The 18438-nt window shown below is 69.0% G+C and carries 21 protein-coding genes; 13 read left to right on the forward strand and 8 right to left on the reverse strand.

Going from position 1 to position 18438, the window contains the following annotated elements:
- Positions 1–154 precede the first annotated feature (154 nt).
- The 4 genes from JOF43_RS14445 to JOF43_RS14460 all read left to right on the forward strand — a co-directional run bounded on the left by JOF43_RS14445 (position 155) and on the right by JOF43_RS14460 (position 2080).
- Positions 155–457 carry a WhiB family transcriptional regulator gene (locus JOF43_RS14445; RefSeq protein ID WP_209903426.1) on the forward strand — a complete coding sequence of 101 codons (303 nt, stop codon included), beginning with the start codon at positions 155–157 and terminating at the stop codon, positions 455–457.
- Between the two features lie 99 nt (positions 458–556).
- Positions 557–727, forward strand: a complete 171-nt coding sequence (gene sp36 / locus JOF43_RS14450) for a Sp36 family protein (RefSeq protein ID WP_209903428.1) — start codon at positions 557–559, stop codon at positions 725–727.
- Positions 728–731: 4 nt separating this feature from the next.
- A complete protein-coding gene (locus JOF43_RS14455) occupies positions 732–1250 on the forward strand; it encodes a RidA family protein (RefSeq protein WP_209903430.1) in 519 nt (172 codons plus the stop codon).
- Between the two features lie 8 nt (positions 1251–1258).
- A complete protein-coding gene (locus JOF43_RS14460; protein ID WP_209903432.1) occupies positions 1259–2080 on the forward strand; it encodes an MBL fold metallo-hydrolase in 822 nt (273 codons plus the stop codon).
- 165 nt (positions 2081–2245) lie between these two features.
- Here the strand turns inward: JOF43_RS14460 and JOF43_RS14465 are convergent, their stop codons facing one another.
- Positions 2246–2923 carry a Crp/Fnr family transcriptional regulator gene (locus tag JOF43_RS14465; RefSeq protein WP_342592193.1) on the reverse strand — a complete coding sequence of 226 codons (678 nt, stop codon included), beginning with the start codon at positions 2921–2923 and terminating at the stop codon, positions 2246–2248.
- 158 nt (positions 2924–3081) lie between these two features.
- Here JOF43_RS14465 and JOF43_RS14470 point away from each other — a divergent pair, with 158 nt between their 5' ends.
- From JOF43_RS14470 to JOF43_RS14485, 4 genes are all read left to right on the forward strand, one after another.
- Complete coding sequence (locus tag JOF43_RS14470; RefSeq protein WP_209903433.1) at positions 3082–3774, forward strand: endonuclease III domain-containing protein; 693 nt, start codon at positions 3082–3084, stop codon at positions 3772–3774.
- On the forward strand, positions 3771–4460 hold the full coding sequence (locus tag JOF43_RS14475) for an NUDIX hydrolase (protein ID WP_209903435.1): 690 nt from the start codon (positions 3771–3773) through the stop codon (positions 4458–4460). Before JOF43_RS14470 ends, JOF43_RS14475 begins: the two co-directional genes overlap by 4 nt.
- Before the next feature lie 276 nt (positions 4461–4736).
- A complete protein-coding gene (locus JOF43_RS14480) occupies positions 4737–5123 on the forward strand; it encodes a cold-shock protein (protein ID WP_209903437.1) in 387 nt (128 codons plus the stop codon).
- Positions 5124–5127: 4 nt separating this feature from the next.
- Positions 5128–6165, forward strand: a complete 1038-nt coding sequence (locus JOF43_RS14485) for a DUF3027 domain-containing protein (RefSeq protein WP_209903439.1) — start codon at positions 5128–5130, stop codon at positions 6163–6165.
- A 147-nt stretch (positions 6166–6312) separates the two neighbouring features.
- Here the strand turns inward: JOF43_RS14485 and JOF43_RS14490 are convergent, their stop codons facing one another.
- From JOF43_RS14490 to hisE, 5 genes are all read right to left on the reverse strand, one after another.
- Positions 6313–7500 carry a DNA polymerase III subunit delta' gene (locus tag JOF43_RS14490; protein WP_209903441.1) on the reverse strand — a complete coding sequence of 396 codons (1188 nt, stop codon included), beginning with the start codon at positions 7498–7500 and terminating at the stop codon, positions 6313–6315.
- Positions 7497–8225 (reverse strand): dTMP kinase, encoded by a 729-nt coding sequence (tmk, locus tag JOF43_RS14495; protein WP_209903443.1) that lies wholly within the window; start codon positions 8223–8225, stop codon positions 7497–7499. Before tmk ends, JOF43_RS14490 begins: the two co-directional genes overlap by 4 nt.
- Positions 8222–9298 (reverse strand): Gfo/Idh/MocA family protein, encoded by a 1077-nt coding sequence (locus tag JOF43_RS14500; RefSeq protein WP_209903445.1) that lies wholly within the window; start codon positions 9296–9298, stop codon positions 8222–8224. The genes tmk and JOF43_RS14500 overlap by 4 nt, the downstream gene beginning before the upstream one ends.
- A gap of 264 nt (positions 9299–9562) precedes the next feature.
- On the reverse strand, positions 9563–10420 hold the full coding sequence (hisG, locus tag JOF43_RS14505; RefSeq protein WP_209903446.1) for an ATP phosphoribosyltransferase: 858 nt from the start codon (positions 10418–10420) through the stop codon (positions 9563–9565).
- A 71-nt stretch (positions 10421–10491) separates the two neighbouring features.
- On the reverse strand, positions 10492–10755 hold the full coding sequence (gene hisE / locus JOF43_RS14510) for a phosphoribosyl-ATP diphosphatase (protein ID WP_209903448.1): 264 nt from the start codon (positions 10753–10755) through the stop codon (positions 10492–10494).
- A 280-nt stretch (positions 10756–11035) separates the two neighbouring features.
- Between hisE and JOF43_RS14515 the strand changes: the two genes are divergently transcribed.
- The 5 genes from JOF43_RS14515 (at position 11036) to JOF43_RS14535 (ending at position 16412) form a co-directional block, all read left to right on the forward strand.
- A complete protein-coding gene (locus tag JOF43_RS14515; RefSeq protein ID WP_209903450.1) occupies positions 11036–11770 on the forward strand; it encodes a GntR family transcriptional regulator in 735 nt (244 codons plus the stop codon).
- Positions 11767–12735 (forward strand): carbohydrate kinase family protein, encoded by a 969-nt coding sequence (locus tag JOF43_RS14520; protein ID WP_209903452.1) that lies wholly within the window; start codon positions 11767–11769, stop codon positions 12733–12735. Before JOF43_RS14515 ends, JOF43_RS14520 begins: the two co-directional genes overlap by 4 nt.
- A complete protein-coding gene (locus JOF43_RS14525) occupies positions 12728–13756 on the forward strand; it encodes an ADP-ribosylglycohydrolase family protein (protein ID WP_209903454.1) in 1029 nt (342 codons plus the stop codon). Before JOF43_RS14520 ends, JOF43_RS14525 begins: the two co-directional genes overlap by 8 nt.
- Positions 13757–13827: 71 nt before the next feature.
- Positions 13828–15216: an MFS transporter gene (locus JOF43_RS14530; RefSeq protein WP_209903456.1), complete on the forward strand. Its 1389-nt coding sequence runs from the start codon at positions 13828–13830 to the stop codon at positions 15214–15216.
- 212 nt (positions 15217–15428) lie between these two features.
- Positions 15429–16412: a family 43 glycosylhydrolase gene (locus tag JOF43_RS14535; RefSeq protein WP_209903457.1), complete on the forward strand. Its 984-nt coding sequence runs from the start codon at positions 15429–15431 to the stop codon at positions 16410–16412.
- A gap of 204 nt (positions 16413–16616) precedes the next feature.
- Here JOF43_RS14535 and JOF43_RS14540 read toward each other — a convergent pair whose 3' ends face one another.
- The gene (locus JOF43_RS14540; protein WP_209903459.1) at positions 16617–17546 is read right to left on the reverse strand and encodes a CPBP family intramembrane glutamic endopeptidase; all 930 of its coding nucleotides are present in this window, start codon (positions 17544–17546) and stop codon (positions 16617–16619) included.
- Between the two features lie 239 nt (positions 17547–17785).
- Entirely contained in the window at positions 17786–18418 is a 633-nt protein-coding gene (locus JOF43_RS14545; RefSeq protein ID WP_209903461.1) for a TetR/AcrR family transcriptional regulator, read from the reverse strand.
- Positions 18419–18438 lie beyond the last annotated feature (20 nt).

The following is an 18438-nucleotide window of genomic DNA, read 5'->3' on the forward strand; positions in this document are numbered from 1 at the left end:
GACCGGCCGCGACGTGAGGCGACCAGGGGGAGCGCCGGCTCCGGGGCATTATCACGGGTTGGTCTCGGGCGCCGGAGAATTTGGCACTGTGGCGAGGGTCTCCTTACAGTGGTCGCAGAAATCGGGTCAACGAGGATCTGGAAAGAGGTTGCATATGACCATCGGGGGTACTCCCATCACCGCGGACTCGAGCTGGGCCACACGCGGTGCCTGCGTGACCATGGACCCGGACGGGTTCTTCGTCCAGGGGGCGGAGCAGCATGCCGTGAAGGCGGCCTGCGGGGCGTGTCCGGTGAGGACCGAATGCCTCGCCGACGCCTTGGACAACCGGGTCGATTTCGGGGTGTGGGGCGGGATGACCGAGCGGGAGCGTCGACGGCTGCTGCGACGGCACCCCGACGTCACGGACTGGTCCACGGTGCTGCGACGCGCCTCGCAGGAGGCGGTCGGCAGCTGACGCAGCTGACCAAGAGGTGGTCGAACGGGCCCCGAGGTCGCTCGCGGACGGGACCCTCGGGACCGCTCAGGAGCAGGGTGGGGCCGGTAGGCTCGCCCCATGAGCACAGTCACCCGCTGGGAATACCTGACCGTCCCTCTGCTGATCCACGCGACCAAGCAGATCCTCGACAACTACGGCGAGGAGGGGTGGGAGCTGGTCCAGGTCGTGCCCGGACCGAATCCCGAGAACCTGGTCGCCTACCTCAAGCGCCCCAGCACCGAGGGCTGAGCGGATGGTCACCACAGGGCAGGAGCCCGGGTCGCGGGTCCGCGCGCGACTGGCGGAGCTCGACCTGAGCCTGCCCGCCGTCGCCGCGCCGGTCGCCGCCTACGTGCCCGCCATCGCCTCCGGACCCCATGTCCACACCTCCGGGCAGCTGCCCTTCGTCGACGGCGCCCTGGCGACGACCGGGAAGGTCGGTGCCGAGGTCGGCCCCGAGCGAGCCGCCGAGCTCGCCGCGACCTGCTGCCTCAACGCCCTGGCAGCGATCGAGGACCTGGTCGGGGACCTCGACCGGGTGGTGCGCGTCGTCAAGCTCACCGGGTTCGTCGCCTCCGACCCCTCCTTCACCGCTCAGCCGGCCGTGATCAACGGGGCCAGCACGCTGCTCGGCGAGATCTTCGGGGACGCGGGGCGCCATGCGCGCAGCGCCGTCGGCGTCGCCGTGCTCCCGCTGGACGCACCCGTCGAACTGGAGCTGGTGGTGGAGCTGGACGGCCCGGCCGTCCCCGCGCCCGCCCCGGCCGGCTGAGGGGCGCCGTGTCCGACCAGGCTCCGCAGCGCGATCCCGAGGCGCCCGCGGTCGAGCTGATCGCGGTCCGGGCGGACAATCCGGGGCCGATGACGCTGCACGGCACCCGCAGCTACGTCCTGCGCGACGGCGAGCAGGTGTGGGTCGTCGACCCCGGCCCCAAGGACGCCGAGCATCTCGCCGAGCTGCTGGTGGCCTGCGGCGAGGGGGTGCGGCCGATGGGGGTGCTGGTGACCCATCGCCATCTCGACCACACCGCGGGGGCGGCGACCCTGGCGCGGCAGCTCGGCGCCCGTGGTGGGGTCGAGGTGCCGCTGTGGGCTGCGGACCAGCGCGCCCTGCCCGGGTCCCGACCGCTGCCCTCGACGCTGGAGGGCGATCACGGGGTGGTCGGACACGTCATCCATCTGCCCGGCCACACCTCCGACTCGGTCGGCGTGCTGGTGGACGGCGGACGGCTGCTCAGCGGCGACACGCTGCTGGGCGGTTCCTCGACGGTGATCGTGCCCGACGACGGCGGTTCCCTCGCCGACTACCTCCAGTCCCTCGCGATCCTGCGGGCGATGGCCCTGGACGGTCGGATCGGCTCGATCCATCCCGGGCACGGCAGGCCCTACGAGAATCCGCTCGAGGCCCTGGCGGCGCTCGAGGAGGCGATCGAGCATCGGCACGAGCGCATCGAGCAGGTGCGGCGCGCGCGGACGGCGGGCGTGCTCACCCTCGAGCGCCTGCTGCGGGCGGTCTACGGTCCGGACCTGTCCGAGGACCTGGAGAAGGCCGCGCGCTGGAACCTCCGCGCGACGCTCGAGCACCTCGCCCAAGGGCACTGACAGGCGTGAGGGCGCCGAGCACTCCGTAGGGGTCCTGCCTCTGCGGAGCACGACGAGACCCTCGATCCGCTGCCGAGAGGGTGCGGATCGAGGGTCCCGTCCGGCGTGCCGGAGTGCTCGCCCCGGGGTGGGAGCTCCGGGCGTGCCGGAGCGCCCCGCCAGGAGTCAGCGGGCGCGGCGGCGCAGGCGCTCCACGTCCGAGATCAGGACGGCGCGGGCTTCCAGCCGGATCCAGCCGCGCGAGGCGAAGTCCGCGAGCGCCTTGTTCACGGTCTCGCGGGAAGCGCCGACCAGCTGGGCCAGCTCCTCCTGGGTGAGGCCGTGAGCGACCATCACGCCGTCGTCGGTCTGGCGGCCGAACCGCTGCGCGAGATCGAGGACATTCTTGGCGACGCGCCCGGGGACGTCGGCGAAGACGAGGTCGGCGAGCGACTCGTTGGTCTTGCGCAGACGACGCGCGAGCGAGGCGAGCAGGTGACGGGCGACCTCAGGACGCTGCGCGAGCACCCGGTACAGGTCCTGCTGCGTCAGCGAGTAGAGGGTCGACTCGGCGACCACGGTCGCCGTCGCGTTGCGCGGCGCCGGATCGAACAGTGACAGCTCGCCCAGCGTCTCGCCCGGGCCGAGCACGGCCAGGAGGTTCTCGCGGCCGTCGCCCGAGGCGTGACCGACCTTGACCTTGCCCGATCCGATGATGAAGAGCCGATCGCCCGGATCGCCCTCGCGGAAGATGATGGCGCTGCGGTGATAGTCCTCCTGCTTCATCGACGCCAGCACGGCCTGCTTGCCGTCCTCGTCGAGCGCAGCGAACAGCGGCGATGACCGTACGATGTTCTCGTCCACGGAACCTCCTGATGGTGGGGTCCCGAATTCCGGGACCGTGCTGTGCTACCCATGGTGACCGATGCCACGAACTGCGGTGGCAACTGTCACATGATGAGGAAACACTATCGCGCCGAAGCCGCTGAGGCCCGCCAACCCCTGCACGAGGAGCTCGCCGAATGCCCACGTCGACCTCCCGAGCTGCCGCCGAGGAGCCTCGTGTCGGCCCGGCGGACGCCGCCGTCGTCGCCTCCCGGCTCGCCGCTGTCCACGTCGGGGCGCGCACCGAGCTCGACCATCGTGACGCCTTCGAACTGCTGGTCGCGACGGTGCTGTCGGCCCAGACCACCGATGTGCGCGTCAACCAGGTCACGCCCGATCTCTTCGCCGCCTGGCCCGATGCGGCCGCGCTCGCCGGAGCAGACGAGACCACGGTCACCGAGGTGGTGCGACCTCTCGGAATGGGCCCCACCCGGGCGCGTCGGATCATCGGACTCGCCCGCGGCCTGGTGGCCGACCATGACGGCGAGGTCCCCGACGACCAGGCGGCGCTCGAGGCCCTGCCCGGGGTGGGGCGCAAGACGGCGCACGTCCTGCGCGGGGCCTGGTTCGGGCACTCGCTGCTCGCCGTGGACACCCACGTCGGTCGTCTCGCGCGGCGCCTGGGCTGGACCACGAGCTCGGACCCCCGCACGGTCGAGGAGGACGTGATCGCCCGCCTCGCCGCCGACGGGGACGGCAGCCCCGCGGAGGATCTGACGCTCCTGGGCCTGCGGCTCATCCTGCACGGTCGCCGCGTGTGCACGGCGCGGGCGCCGCGCTGCGGGGACTGCGTGCTGGCCGACGTCTGCCCTAGCGCGGGTGCGGTATGACCGCCGCACCGCCGCCGGCCGGGTCCCTTCCCGACTTCATGAACCCGCTCTCCGAGCGCGCCCGGCGCGGCGAGGTGCTGGTCCGGCGCGGCGAAGACCCGCGCGATCCCGGCGGCGGCCCGGAGGCGGTGCGGCGCAGCGCAGTGCTGCTGCTGATCACGGGGACCAGCTTGGGCGAGGCGGAGGTGGTGCTCGAGGAGCGCGGGCACGCTCTGCGCTCCCAGCCGGGGCAGTTCTCCCTGCCCGGAGGTGGTGCCGACCCCGGTGACCGCGACGACGTGCACACCGCCCTGCGCGAGGCGCAGGAGGAGACCGGCCTGGACCCCCGCCAGGTGCAGGTGCTGGGCGCCTTCGCGCCGATCCCGATGCCGTGGCGCGTCCAACGGGTGACCCCGGTGCTGGGCTGGGCGCCGAGCCCGCTCCCGCTCGGGGTGCAGGACCCGGTCGAGGTGGAGCGCGTGGTCTGGGCGCGGCTGACCGGGCCCGGTTCGCTGACCGATCCGGCCCACCGGCGCCGGGGCCTGCTGCGTGGCCAAGGGGTGGGGCCCGTGTTCGAGCTGCCCGAGGACGCCTTCGTGTGGGGGTTCACCGCCATGATCCTCGAGCAGATGCTGGTCGGGCTGGGGCTGGACCCGGCACCGCCGGGCTCCCCTCCGCGGGAGATCCCACCCGAACGGCGCCGTTGAGAAGCGGTCCCAGGCAGGTGGCGGGGGCTCGAGAACGCCCCTGAGGAGAGGGCGGCGAGCGCCCGCGCCGCTGCCGCTGCCCGACCTGCCGGTGGCCGCGGTCACGAACGAGAAATGCGCTCGCCACACGGACGGTTCCGCACGATAGACTCCATCGTTGCCGGACGGACTCCGGCACCCGCGGGGCACAGCAATCCGTCGGATCCGCAGCGGGTCCGTGAGCTCCCGGGCCCCGACCCAGCGGACCGCCATCAGCAGACAAGGAATGGGATCCACGTGCCACGCGGCAAGGTGAAGTTCTACGACGCCGAGAAGGGCTTCGGCTTCATCCTCGATGACGAGGATGGTCAGAGCGTGTACGTGCACGCCTCCAACCTGCCCGAGGGTGCCAACGCCCTGCGTCCCGGTGTGCGGGTCGACTTCGACATGGTCGACGGTCGCCGGGGTCCCCAGGTGCTGTCCCTGCGCCTGATGGAGCCGGCGCCGTCGGTCAGCCGTGCGCGCCGTGCCAAGCCCGGGGAGATGGCGGATATGGTCGAGGACCTGATCCGTCTGCTGGACGACGCCTCCAACGGGCTCCGCCAGGGTCGCTATCCCGATCGCGAGCACTCGCAGAAGATCTCCACCGTGCTCCGCGCCGTTGCCGACAATTTCGAGGCCTGAACATATGACGCAGCCGACCACCGCCCCCCGCCGCACCCGCACCACCCGGCCCCGGCTGGACGCCGTGGCGGCCGACGCCGTCGAGCTCGCCCGCGAGGCGCTGCTCGAGGTCACCGAACCGGGGCAGGTCGGTGAGCACCAGCGCGTCGAGGTCAGTGGGGAACGGCTGGTCACGCACGTCTTCGAGTGCACCATGCCCGGGTACCGCGGCTGGTCCTGGACCGTCGTGCTCGCTCGTGCCTCCCGCGCGAAGGTGCCGACCGTCGCGGAGACCGCATTGCTGCCGGGCGAGGAAGCGATCCTCGCTCCGGAGTGGGAGCCGTGGTCCGAGCGGCTGAAGCCCGGGGACATCGGGGCCGACGACCTGCTGCCCTTCCACGAGCAGGACGCGCGCCTCGAGCAGGGCTACGAGGCCACCGGCGACGAGGACGCCGACCGGGTCGCGCTCTGGGAGCTCGGCCTCGGCCGATCCCGCGTGCTGTCCCCGCTGGGGCGCTCCGAGGCGGCCGAGCGCTGGACCGAGGGCGATTTCGGCCCCCGCCAGATCTCCGCCCGCGGCCGTCGCGGCACGGTCACGGCCAGCTGCTCCAGCTGCGGTTTCCTCTCGAAGCTCTCCGGGTCACTGCGCGGCGAGTTCGGCGTGTGCACCAACGAGTGGTCCCCGGCCGATGGCCGGGTCGTCCATCTCGGCTACGGCTGCGGCGCGCACTCCGAGACCGGCCAGCAGGACGACCAGCGCGAGATCCCGCGCGGCGCCGGCGTGGTGGTCGACGAGCTCGAGGTCGACATCCAGCGCAAGCCCGAGACGGGGGAGCCCGCCGACGAGGCGAAGCCCGCCGATGCGGTGAAGATCGCCGCCGAGGCCGAGCCGACCGACCGTGCCGCCGATCCCGCAGCTGTCGAGCCCGCACCGTCCGAGGCGCAGGGAGAGTCGGCCATCGAGGTGCCCGAGGCGGACTCCGCACAGGACGTGACCGCTGCACCCGAGAGCGGGACGGCCACCACGAGCGAGGACGAGAAGCCCGGTCCGCTCGAGGCCTGAGGCCACTTTCCCGCCAGTGCCCTGCCAGTGATCAGCGCTGTGCTTCCCCGCACAGAAGCACGGCGCTGATCACTGTGTGGTCACCGACCGGGATGCGACGGCCGCCGGGAACGGGCACCGGGACCGGCCGACGCCGAAGTGGGCCCGTCAGCGCTGGCAGATCGCGATACGGGCCAGGAGGGCCTCGATCGCCAGCAGCGGGGGCACGTTGCCGCTGATGCGGCTGCGCGCCTCCTGGACTGCATCGAGCAGCTGCAGAGTGGTCGTGCCGGTCCCGTTCGTGGCGGCCTGCTCGATCTCCCCGGCGATCTCGATGTTGACCAGCTCGCTGCCGGCGTCCAGCTGACGGCTCAGCACATCGCGCAGCACCGAGTGCACGTCGAGCAGGTACCGGTCCAGCACATCGCGCACCAGTCGTGTCTGGCGCCGCTTGGCGTCCTCCTCGAGCTGGCGCACCTGGGAGCGCAGCGACGGCGGGACCTTGCCGTCGTCGATCCCCGCGGAGCGCAGGAAACGCTCCTTCTCCTCGCTGGCGACCGCATCGGCATGCTCCTTGGCCTCTGCAGTGGCACGGTCCACCAGAGCCTGTGCCGCGAGCACCGCCTGGCCCGCTCCCCGCAGGGACAGCAGAGTGCGTGCGGAGTCCTCCCGGGCCGCCAGGGCGCCCTCCTGCGTCGCGTACCGCAGGGCGAGCCCGATGTGCCCCTGGGCGGCGCGAGCGGCCCGCAGGGCCAGGCCCTCGTCCACCCCGTCCCGACGGCGCAACAGGCCCGCGACCACCTCCGAGGACGGGACCGACAGCGTCACCTGGCGGCACCGCGACCGGATGGTCGGGGCGAGGTCCTCGGCCGACGGGGCGCACAGCATCCACACCGTCGACGGCGGCGGTTCCTCGATGGACTTCAGCAGCACGTTGAAGGTGCCGGCGCTCATGCGGTCCGCGTCCTCGACGATCAGCACCCGGTGCCGCCCGGTGGCCGGCGCCCGCTGCGCGGTCATCACCAGGGCGCGCACCTCGTCCTTCGCGATCGACAACTTGTCGGTCGCGACGACGGTGACGTCCGGATGGGTGTTCGCGAGGACGGTGCGGCAGGCGCGGCAGTGCCCGCAGCCGGTGCCCGTCTCGCACTGCAGCGTGGCGGCGAAGGCACGGGCGGCCGTGGAGCGCCCGGAGCCGGGAGGGCCCGTGATCAGCCAGGCCTGGGCGAGAGAGGCCGGGGACGAGGCGGCGCGACGGAACTGGGCGACCGCGGCGTCCTGGCCGACGACGTCGCTCCACGCCCCGACGGCCTCGTCCGTCGCCGCTCCGGCGCCACCCGGATCGACGGTCGTCACAACTCGTCCCGGTGCTTGGTGGGCGGAGCCGGTTCGAAGGTCGGGTCGAACAGGTCGAGCACCTCGCCGACGGCCTCGAGCACCTGGGCGTGCACGACCTCGCGCGGCTGCATGCCGTCGATGACGGCGAAGCGCTCCGGGTCGGCCTCTGCGAGATCGAGGAACTCCTGACGCACCGTGGCGTGGAATTCGCCTCCCGCGCTCTCGAGACGGTCCTGCCCGGTGGCACGGCGCTCGTCGAGGGTCTCCGTCGGGACGTCCAGCAGGATCGTGCGGTGGGGGAGCAGGCCGCGGGTCGCCCACAGCGAGAGAGAGCCGATCTCGTCGGGCTCGAGCTCGCGCCCGGCTCCCTGATAGGCGATCGACGAGTCCAGGTAGCGGTCGCCCAGCACCAGCCCGCCGCGCACCAGATGAGGTCGCACGAGGGTGGCGATGTGGTGGGCGCGGTCCGCGGCGTACAGCAACGCCTCCGCGCGAGGGTCGACGTACTCCCCGTGCAGCAGCAGCTCCCGCACCGACCTGCCCAGCTCCGTCCCTCCCGGTTCGCGGGTCGTGAGGATGAGGTCCTCGGCGACGGAGCGCTCGGTGACGAGGTGGTCGCGCAGCATCTGCATCTGCGTGGTCTTGCCGGCGGCCTCACCCCCCTCGAAGGAGATGAACACGCCGCGCTTGGGCGGGTGCGGGGAGGGGATACGCAGGCCGCGCGCCGATTCCAGGATGCTCACGCGGATTCCTCCCCGGGGTAGACCACGCCGAGCTCGGCGCGCACGGCGTCCATCGTGTCCATCACGCTGAGCGTGTCCGCCCAGCTCATCAGCGGCGACTCGAGATCCCCCGCGCCGATCCGGCGCGCGGCCTCCGCGATCTCGTAGGCCATGCCGTCGCCCGGTTCGCCGACGTGCCTGAACGAGGCCGAGCGGCCGTCCAGCAGCGTGACCGTGAGCGTGCCGGGGGCGAAGAACGCCCCGGACAGCCGGGCCACCCCGGCGGTCCCGTTGACCACGGCCTCGGCAGGCGTGCGGGCGAGCAAGGTGGAGGACACCACGGCCCGACCGCCCTGGGACCCTCGGGCGAGCAGGCCGACGTAGGCGTCGACCCCGGTCCGGGTGAGGTCGCCCCGGACGGCGAGGTCATCGAGGTCTCCGAGCACCATCTGGGCGAAGGAGAGCGGGTAGACGCCGAGGTCCAGCAGCGCACCGCCGCCGAGCTCCGGCGCGTACATGCGGTGGGCCGGGTCCTCCGGGAAGGACTGCCCGTGGTCCGCGGTCACCTCGATGATCTCGCCGAGCACACCGGAGGCGACCACCTGTCGCAGCACGTCGTACTGCGGCAGGAAGCGCGCCCACATCGCCTCCATGGCGAACACGTCGCGCTCACGGGCGAGGTCCAGCAGGTCGCGGGCCTGGGCGCCGTTGAGGGTGAAGGCCTTCTCGACGAGCACCGGGATGCCCGCCTCGAGCACCGGGCGGGCCAGCTCATGGTGCTGGGCGTGCGGGGAGGCGACGTAGACGGCATCCAGACCGCCGGCGGCGAGCATGTCCGTCACCGAGGAGAAGGCCTGCTCGATGCCGTGCTCTGCGGCGAAGTCCTCGGCCCGCTGCTGGGAGCGGGAGACCACGGAGACCACGCGGGAGGCGGTCGCCCGGTGCGCGGTGGCCGTGAACTGGTCGCCGATATGGCCTGGGGAGATCACGCCCCAGCGCAGGCCCGGTGCTGTGGCCGGGTCGGGAACGGTGGAGGCAGGCAGCGCCAGTGTCGGCTCGGCTGCCTCGCCCCGGGGCTCGTCGGTCTCGCTCATGGGCCCCAATCTACCCAGCACCCCCGACACCATGGCGAGGTCGGGGACGTTAGGGAGAAAGGTCAGCCGTCGGCTGAATCAGGGGCCGACCCCTCGGTCGGTCCCGGGCCCCTGTCCCCGGGGCGTGCCTCCCCTGTGCTGCCGTCGCCGTACGCGTCACCCCATGCCATGGGTCACACACTTTCCACGATGCAGGCGGGTGCGTGCAGGAACGTGGCCGACCGGTCCCGCTCTCGCGTGCCGGCCCGGAGGCTCATGGAGAGCTCAGATGCGGCAGGCCTGGATCGCGGTGACCAGGATGGCGCGGGCGCCGGCGTCGTAGAGGTCATCCATCATGCGGTGGGCGGAGCGGGCGTCCACCATCGCGCGTACGGCTGACCATTCTCCGCCGTGCAGCGGTGAGACCGTCGGGGACTGCAGACCGGGGGTGATCTGCACGGCGCGCTCGAGCAGGGCGGAGGGGATGTCGTAGTCGAGCATCACGTACTCGCGGGCGACCAGCACGCCGCGGATGCGCCGGGCGAGCACCTCGAGGGAGTGGGTGCCCTTCTCGTCGAGCTCGAGCCCGGGGCGGGAGAAGAGCACGGCCTGGCTGGTCATGATCGGCTCACCGAAGGGCTCGAGTCCCGCCGCACGCAAGGTGGTGCCGCTCTCGACCACGTCGGCGATGACATCGGCGATGCCGAGCCGGATCGAGGATTCGACCGCACCGTTGAGGTGGACCACCTCGGCGGTGATGCCGCGCCCGGTGAGAAAGTCCTCGACAAGGTTCTCGTAACTGGTGGCGATGCGGGTGCCCTGGAGCTCGGAGACGTCGCTGCGGGTGCCGGCGGGGGCCGCAAAGCGGAAGGTCGATCCGGCGAAGCCCAGCGGCAGGATCTCGTCGGCCGGGGTGCGGGAGTCCAGCAGCATGTCCTGGCCGGTGATGCCGACGTCCACGGCCCCGGAGCCGACGTAGACCGCGATGTCGCGGGGACGCAGATGGAACAGTTCGACGTCGTTCTCCTGGTCGACCACCACGAGCTCTTTCGCCATGCTGCGGCCCCGATATCCGGCCTCCCGGAGCAGGTCGACGGCTGGGTCGGACAGGGCGCCCTTGTTGGGGACGGCGATGCGGAGCACGGATCCTCCTCGGCCGCCGCGGCGGCCTCGAGACGGGGTGGGACGAAAAGGGTGGCGAGTGCGCCGCCGGCTCAGTGCTGACGGAAGACGTTCGCGAGGGAGATGTTCTTGGCGACCATCTTCACCTGCAAGTGATGGAGCAGCTGGCTGATCTCCATCGCGGCGTCGTCCTTGGACTCGTCCTCGCAGGCCATCCGCACCTCGGCGGCCCTCACCACGAATCTCTTGCCGATCTGATGGACGACGCCGTCGAGTTCGCGGACGGTGCCCGACCCCTCGGGTCGGGCGTGGGCCTTCTCGGTGAGCACGGCGAACAATGCCTCGACATCCTTCACCCCGACAGGGTACGCGTCCCGGCAGGAGGCCTGGTGCGTCGCCTGCCGGTCGCCACGGAGTCGGCGCCTCCGATCAGGGATGGACACCGAAGCTCTCGGTACGAGGCGCGCTGTGAACGGCCGGTGCAGGTGCTGGCCTGCACAGCTAGCTGTGACGGGTCGTGACGTCATGGTCATCGCGCGAGGAGACGCGGCCGGTCGACCATCGATGGCGGAGCCGCGAGCAACTCGCGACTGTGCACACCTGGCGAGTCGCTCATGCACTTAGTATACTAAGTGCATGTCTATCGCTTCGACGCCGCCCCCTCGCTCTCAACGGGCCCTGTACCGCCTGGTGCAGTCGGACCTGCAACGGCAGATCCTTTCCGGGGATCTCCAAGCTGGCGACTGGCTGCCTTCAGAGGCGGCGCTGTGTCGGGAGTACGGCGTCTCGGCGACTTCAGTGCGACGGGCTCTCCTCGAGCTCAAGCGTCTTCGCCTGGTCGAGCGGTACCAGGGTCGGGGCAGCGTCGTCACGGCCAATGAGTTCCGCGCGGTCAGCCCGATGCTCGGACTCGGGCGCGAGTTGCGCCACCGGGGGTTCGAGGTCAAGCCCGAGGTGCTGTGCAACGACATCGAGGCTGCGGACGCAGAGGTCGCAGCGCCGCTCGGCATAGACGCCGGCGAGGCGGTCCGACATATCCGTCGGCGTTATGTGGCCGACGGCGAAGCGATGGTTCTTCTCGACCACTACCTGGTGGCGCAGCCGAAGGTCGACTACTCCGAGTTCACCGGAGACTCGCTGTACGCGTTTCTCGCCGTACGAAACGCTCTCCCCGCCCATGCTCGGGAGCAAATCACTGCGATCAACCTCTCCAACGGCCTTCCCTCTTTGCTGGACGTCCCGGAGGGGCAGGCCGCCCTGATGAGGGAACGCACGTCCTTCTCGGCCGAGGGCAAACCGGTCGAGTTCACGCGCTACTTCTTTCGCACTGACCGCTACTTCCTGGAGCTGGATCTGGAGATGCAGGAATGACGTCCGAGTTCGACGGCGGCCTGACGGTCGTAGGCGACGCGAGCATCGATCACTTCGTCCAGGTGCCTCACATCGCCCAAAGCGACAACAAGGCGATCGGACAGTATCTCGGCAGCTTCGGCGGTGGCATGAGTGCCAACTTGGCCGCTGCAGCTGCCGCGCACGGCGTATCGTCCCGCCTGGTCACGTCGATCGGCGACAACGAAGAGTCCGCTCAAGCATTGGCAGCGCTGCAGAAGCTGGGCGTCGACGTCGGCAGTGTGCAGCGGGTCGCGGGCCAGCGCACCTGGATGTGTTTCATCCAGCTCGACGACAGCGGCGAGAAGGCCCTCATCGGCGCCGACACAGGGATCAAGCTTCCCGAGGCAGGCCGCATCGGCAAGGGCATCCTGGCGGGTTCTCGGATCGTGGCTCCGCTGGCCGATGATTTGGGCTGGGCACTCGAGATCGCTCAGCAAGCCCGAGCAGTGGGAACCAAGGTGGCGATCGATCTTGAGCCCGATGCATTCGAACCGGGCGCCTCGTTGCTGTGCGATCTCCTCTCGCACTCGGACCTGGTTTTCATGAACACCGACTCGGCAGCCAAGCTCTCTGGCCACACCGGCACGGACGCCCACATAGATGCGGCTCGCGCCTGCCACGAGCGAGGAGTATCCACCGTGGTCGTCGGCCGAGGTCGCAACGGCGCATTCTGCTCCACCCTCCATGAGGGCACGTGGAGAGCCGAGGCTGACGTCACCCCAAGAGTCGTCGACACCACCGGGGCTGGAGACGCGCTGGCCGGAGGGTTCCTCGGCAGCCTGCTGCGCGGTCTCCCCAGCGAGGAGTCGTTGGGTCGCGCCGTCTCGCAGGCGACGGCCAGTACGGAACATCTCGGCTCACGCACGTACTTGGAGAACCTGAACGACATCGAGGCCCTCCTGCAGCAATACCCCATCACGATCGAAAGGATCCCCCATGACTGACCTGCTTTCCCGATTCCGCGGCAGCCTTGGCGCAGCGTGTATCGCAGACGCGCTCGGAGCACCCACGGAAGAGCTCAGCCGACGCCAGGTTCGTGCCGCGTTCGGCGCGTACGTCACCGAATTTCACGCACCCCTCCCCGGAGCGCCGTATGCCCACGGTCGCTCGGCCGCTCAGATCACGGACGACTCCAGCCAGATGCTCATGCTGTCTGATCTTCTCGCCCGCACGGACGGCAAGATCACTGCAGAGAACATCACCAGCATGCTCATCGAATGGTCCGGCGATGAGCGGTACTTCCCGCACTTTGCAGGCCCGACCACCCGAGCGGCGATAGACGCACTCGCCGGTGGAGCGGACCCGTGGGACGTCGGCAGGGCCGGGTCGATCATGACCCAGGGAGCCAGCAATGGTGCCGCGATGCGCATCGTGCCCGTCGGACTGTTCCACCACGGCGACGTCGACGCAGCAGTGGAGACTGCGTTCATCACGTGCGTTCCCAGCCACAACACCAGCCTGGGCGTCTCCGGAGCCGCAGCGATCGCCGCGGCGGTCGCGGTTGCCTGCACGGATGGAGCGACTGTTCAGGACGTGGTGGAGGCGGCGAAGGAGGGGGCCGAGCTCGGTGAGGAACGTGGCCGAAAGGACGGCCGTGACGTCCCCGGACCGAGCATCGCGCGCCGCATCGACCGGGCCATCACTCTGGGGGCCGCCTCGGACAGCGACGACGAGATCATCGCCGACATCGAAGCGGAGATCGGCGTCGGCCTCCCCGCTGCCGAAGCCGTGCCGGCAGCCGTCGGGTTCTTCGCGGCCGCCGGCGGAGACCCCGTCCGGACTGCCCAGCTTGCCGCGAACGCCGGCGGGGACAGCGACACCATCGGGTGCATGGCCGCCGGTATCGCCGGCGCCCACTGCGGATACGAGGCCCTGGACGAGGCCCTGGTCGGCGAGGTCGAGAAGGCGAACGACATCGACATCACGGCAGCTGCTCGCCTTCTGCTGACAGCAGCCGAGCGCTGAGACCGGGTCGCCCCGCGCGTCGGACGGTGCCCGGGGCGACCCCGTCCTCTTCTCGAAGAAAGGTCTCAAGGATGAGTTCCACAATGCAGAGCAACGGCGAGTACGTGAAGGTGGGGACCACCGAGAGGCTCTCTTTCGGAGCCGGTGATCTCGCCACCAACATCGCCTGGGGAGCGATGTCCACCTACATCGTCTTCTTCTACACCGATGTGCTGGGCCTGGCGGCCGCCGCGATCGGAACGATAATGCTGCTTTCACGGTTCCTCGACGGAATCTCCGACGTCGCCATGGGAGCGGTCGTCGACCGCACCCGTTCGAAGCAAGGGAGGGCGCGGCCCTGGCTGCTGTGGCTCGCGATCCCGTTTGCCATCAGCCTGGTCCTGGTCTTCACCGTCCCGGACGTCTCGAACGCATGGCGAATCGCCTACATCGCAGTGTTCTACAACGTCCTGGTTCTCGTGTTCACGGCGATCGTCATCCCCTACGGGACCTTGAACACCCGTATGACCCGTGACTTCCAGCAGCGGTCATCGCTGAACGTCACCCGCATGTTCGCGGCTACGGCCGGAACGCTTCTCGTCACCGTCGCAACGATCCCGCTCGTCAACGCCCTCGGAGGGGATCAGCGAGCGTGGATCCTCTCCTTCGTCGTGTTCGGGGCGATCGCAGCCGGTCTCTTCTTGACCACCTACCGCAACACTCGCGAGCGGATCACGGACCCACTGGCCGCCACTCAGCAGCCCTCCCTCAAGGACAGCCTGAAGGCGGCGCTGAGCAACAGATACTGGGTGATCCTGTTCCTGGTGTTCCTCGTCTTCAGCGTCGCGGAGTCCCTGTACACAGGTGCGTCCGCCTATTACGCGCGATACATCCTCGGCGACACGAACTTCGTCGCCCTGGTGTCCTTCCTGCTGTACATCCCCGCTCTGATCGGCATGCTGATCATGCAGGGGATCTACCGGCGGTTCGGGAAGATCACACCGATGATCATCGGTGCCGCGATCTTCGTCGTCGGCTCCGTCATCATCGCCATCGACCCGTCCAACATCAACCTCGCCATCATCGGCACGCTCGTGCGAGGCGTGGGACGCATCCCCATTTTCGGAGCGATCTGGGGAATGCTCCCGGACACCATCGAGTATGGCGAGTGGAAGACCGGTCGTCGCATCGAAGGGGTTCTCTACAGCGCCGGCAGCATGGGGCAGAAGGCCGGCTACGGTGTGGGGGCAGCCGTGCTCGGCTGGATCATGAGCGCCGCCGGTTACAGCGGCCTGCTCGCCACGCAGCCAGACACCGCGATCACCGCGATCACTGCGATCTTCATCTATGTGCCGGCAGCTCTCTTCGTGCTGCTGATCGTCCTGTTCCTGCTGTACCGACTCGAGCGCATCTATCCCACCGTGGAATCGGACCTGGCCGCCCGGCACCGGGCATCCGAGACCGGAAACGCCCCGGAGTAAGTAGTGGACGGCCGCGTGCGGGCCCACTGGCCAGCTTGCGAGGCGCTCACGGTGCGAGACCACCATCGAACGCACCGCTGAGGAGATGCAGAGCCGCTGGACCACGTTCCGGGCACGATGGGCTGAAACCCCGAACCCTTAGTGGTCTCATTCACTGTGACACCCTCCGGCCAACTCACACTTCACACTTGACACATGAAGGAGAACCCACGATGATGCAATTCGATCCGACCCTCATCGGATGCCGCGGCGGCTGGAAGAAGTACGAGGAGAACCCCGTCTTCGGGGAGCACAACGACTTTCGCTTCGATGTGCACGTCCTCAAGGTGGGCGGACTCTACCGAATGTATTTTTCATGGAGAAAGCATTACAGCATCGCTGTGACCGAGAGCCCTGACGGGGTGCACTGGTCCGAGCCGAAGCTCGTGCTCGAGCCGCGACCGGAGACCGGCTGGGAGGACGACGTCAATCGCCCCGCGGTCGTCCACAAAGACGGGATGTACCACATGTGGTATTCCGGTCAGACCGCGGGCCGGGAGTTCTCGTCCACGGAGTGGACCCAGGTGTACGTCGAAGCGGCCTCGAACGACAAGGGCACCTCGGACATCGGGTACGCCGTGAGCCGTGACGGGTTGACCTGGGAGCGGCGGGACGAGCCCGTTCTGCGACCCACCCAGGAATGGGAGCAGTCATCTCTCATGTGCCCGACTGTTCTGTGGGACGAATCCGAAGGCAGGTACACGATGTGGTACTCCGGCGGAGGATGGTTCGAACCGGACTCCCTCGGCGTCGCCACCAGTAAGGATGGTGTGACCTGGGAGCGCCCCCTGGGGTCCCCGATGTTCACGGCCGAGCCGAAGAACATCTGGGAACGCGAGCGCGTGGCAGGCGCCCATGTCGTCCACCACGAGGAGTGGTACTATCTCTTCTACATCGGATACGAGGACATGTTCAAGGCACGTATCTGCATCGCCCGATCACCCGACGGGTTCTCCTCGTGGGAGCGGCATCCCGAAAACCCGATCCTGTCGGCCGGAGTCCCGGGCGGCTGGGACTCGGAGTCGATCTACAAGCCGTTCGCCATGTACGACGAGGTGGATGATCGGTGGACCATGTGGTTCAACGCCCGCACGGGAACGACCGAGCAGATCGGTGTGGCATACCACGACGGAGCGGACCTCGGCTTCGATTCCTAGGCCGTATCTCTTAGGGGTATACCCAGTGCGACAGAAGTGTCGCAAGAACAACGACGTGAACCCTATTGGCAACCGTGAACTACGGTCCCGTAACTGTCTTGCTGGAGCCCCCTGCGTGGTGCGTACCTTGGGGGTCGGCGGTGTTGAGCTCGCAACTCTCTCTGGCGCTCTGGGTGCGTGGTCCCGCCTCCCCGGCAACCAGAACTACCTCGAGAGCTCAGCGCTCTCGACGGCGTGCCGACGGCGCTTCTCGAGCTGCCAGACGATGATGACGGCCAGAGCTTCGGCTGCCAGGACGATGAGAAGGTAGGGGCCGGCCGAGCCAGCGCCTCGGTCTTGGCTGATACCGCCGCCCTCGGCGAAGAGCGCACCGATCGTCATGGCAAAGACGTTGTTCATGACATGGAAGGCGATTGGCGCTTCGAGCCCTCGACTGATGAGGGCCATGATCGCGGTGCTCGCACCAAGGCCGAGGTAGTTCATGATCATCCACGGATCGGTACTGACGTGCAGCACGGCGAAGAGGGTGCTGGAGCAGATGATGCCCACGACAACTGCAGGACGTGCGGCGCGAACCCAGGACGCATAGGAGGCGGTGAGCACGCCGCGGAAGGCGATTTCTTCAGCGGCGGCCTGAAGCGGTGTGGTCAGGACGATGACTATGAGGAGGGCGATGGTAGTGCCGGAGATGGCGAACAGCGACATCGGTGAGGGATTCACGAGATGGATGGTCACGTTCGTGACGACCATGAGCCCTGAGAAGAGGCCCAGATACGCTGCGAGTCGCCGCCATCGGAAGCTTCGTCCGGTGCTGAACGCGGACCGCCATGGCACCTTCCCAACGCGCGCGAGAAGCAGGAGCGACAGAGGCGCGATCGACATGATGGCGATGTTGCTCGCAAGGTAGGTCAGAGGAGTAAGTGATTCATCACCTGGCTCCTTGAGGGATAGGGCGACCTCGACGATCGTGGCAACGACGACGAATAGCGTCTGCAATAGATTGGCCGCAACGATCACAGCGATGGTGATCACCAGCGGTACCCACCATCGCATGGAGAGGTGCGCGCCGAAGGGGCGCGCCAGGTCAACAGCTGCGCGGGAACTCGCCTCAGCAGGTCGGGAAGATTCAGTCATTCGAGACATCGTGCTCCTCAGGGTCGTGAGCGATTGTGATGGGCACATCGGAGCTTGCAATTCGTCAGATGGCGCCGAACAGGCGGCCGATGGAGCCGCTCAGCGTGGTGATCACTCGATCCTGGCCATGCCTCAGAGGGCTGGCCGAGTCGAGTGCGCGGCTCAGGCACGCCGACGCGGTTGTCGCGGGAGAACGCGATGAGCAGGACGGCCCTAGCTGCATCGCACCCTTGTTGATCTCAGACATCGGAGGAGAGGTCCTGTCCCGCAGGGGCTGTCAGCACTGCATCTGCCGCAGCGTGCAAGACGTCTGTTGCGGTCGAAGCGGTGTGCTCGCCATGGGGAAGTGCGCGCGTGACCGAGACTCCGAGAGCGACGGTGAGGAGGGCGCGGGCGGTCCGCGCATGATCGCCGGCCGGAACGGCTCGCTCGCGGTGCAGGGCGATGAGGCACTGCTCGATGCGACGGCAGAGCTCGCGTTCGATCGCGGAGTACTCCATCCGCGCGTCCTCGGAGGCTTCGGGACTCAGGTACCGCTCGTAGGTGACCTGCCACGCCTGGCGCGGAGGGACGTCGACACCGTTCGGGGACACGACCTGTTCAAGACAAGAGATCAGGCGGTCGCGCGCTGGGACTGAGGTGTCCTCGAGGTAATCCGACGGCAGGACCGTGTCGTACACGACCGTCATCACCTCGTCCACTAGATCCTGCTTGGCAGGGAAGTGGTGCTGCAGCGCTCCGGTGCTCACCCCGGCCCGGGCGGCGATCGCTCGCACGCTCGCAATGGATCCCGCGCGCTCACCGAGCAGCGTCAATGCGGCCCACAGGATCTTCCCGCGCGTGCTGCTTCCCTCTGGTGGGGCACTCGTCATGACGACCTCCAATACAACGT

It is taken from the genome of Brachybacterium sacelli (assembly GCF_017876545.1).
In the GTDB taxonomy this organism is placed as follows: Bacteria; Actinomycetota; Actinomycetes; order Actinomycetales; family Dermabacteraceae; genus Brachybacterium; species Brachybacterium sacelli.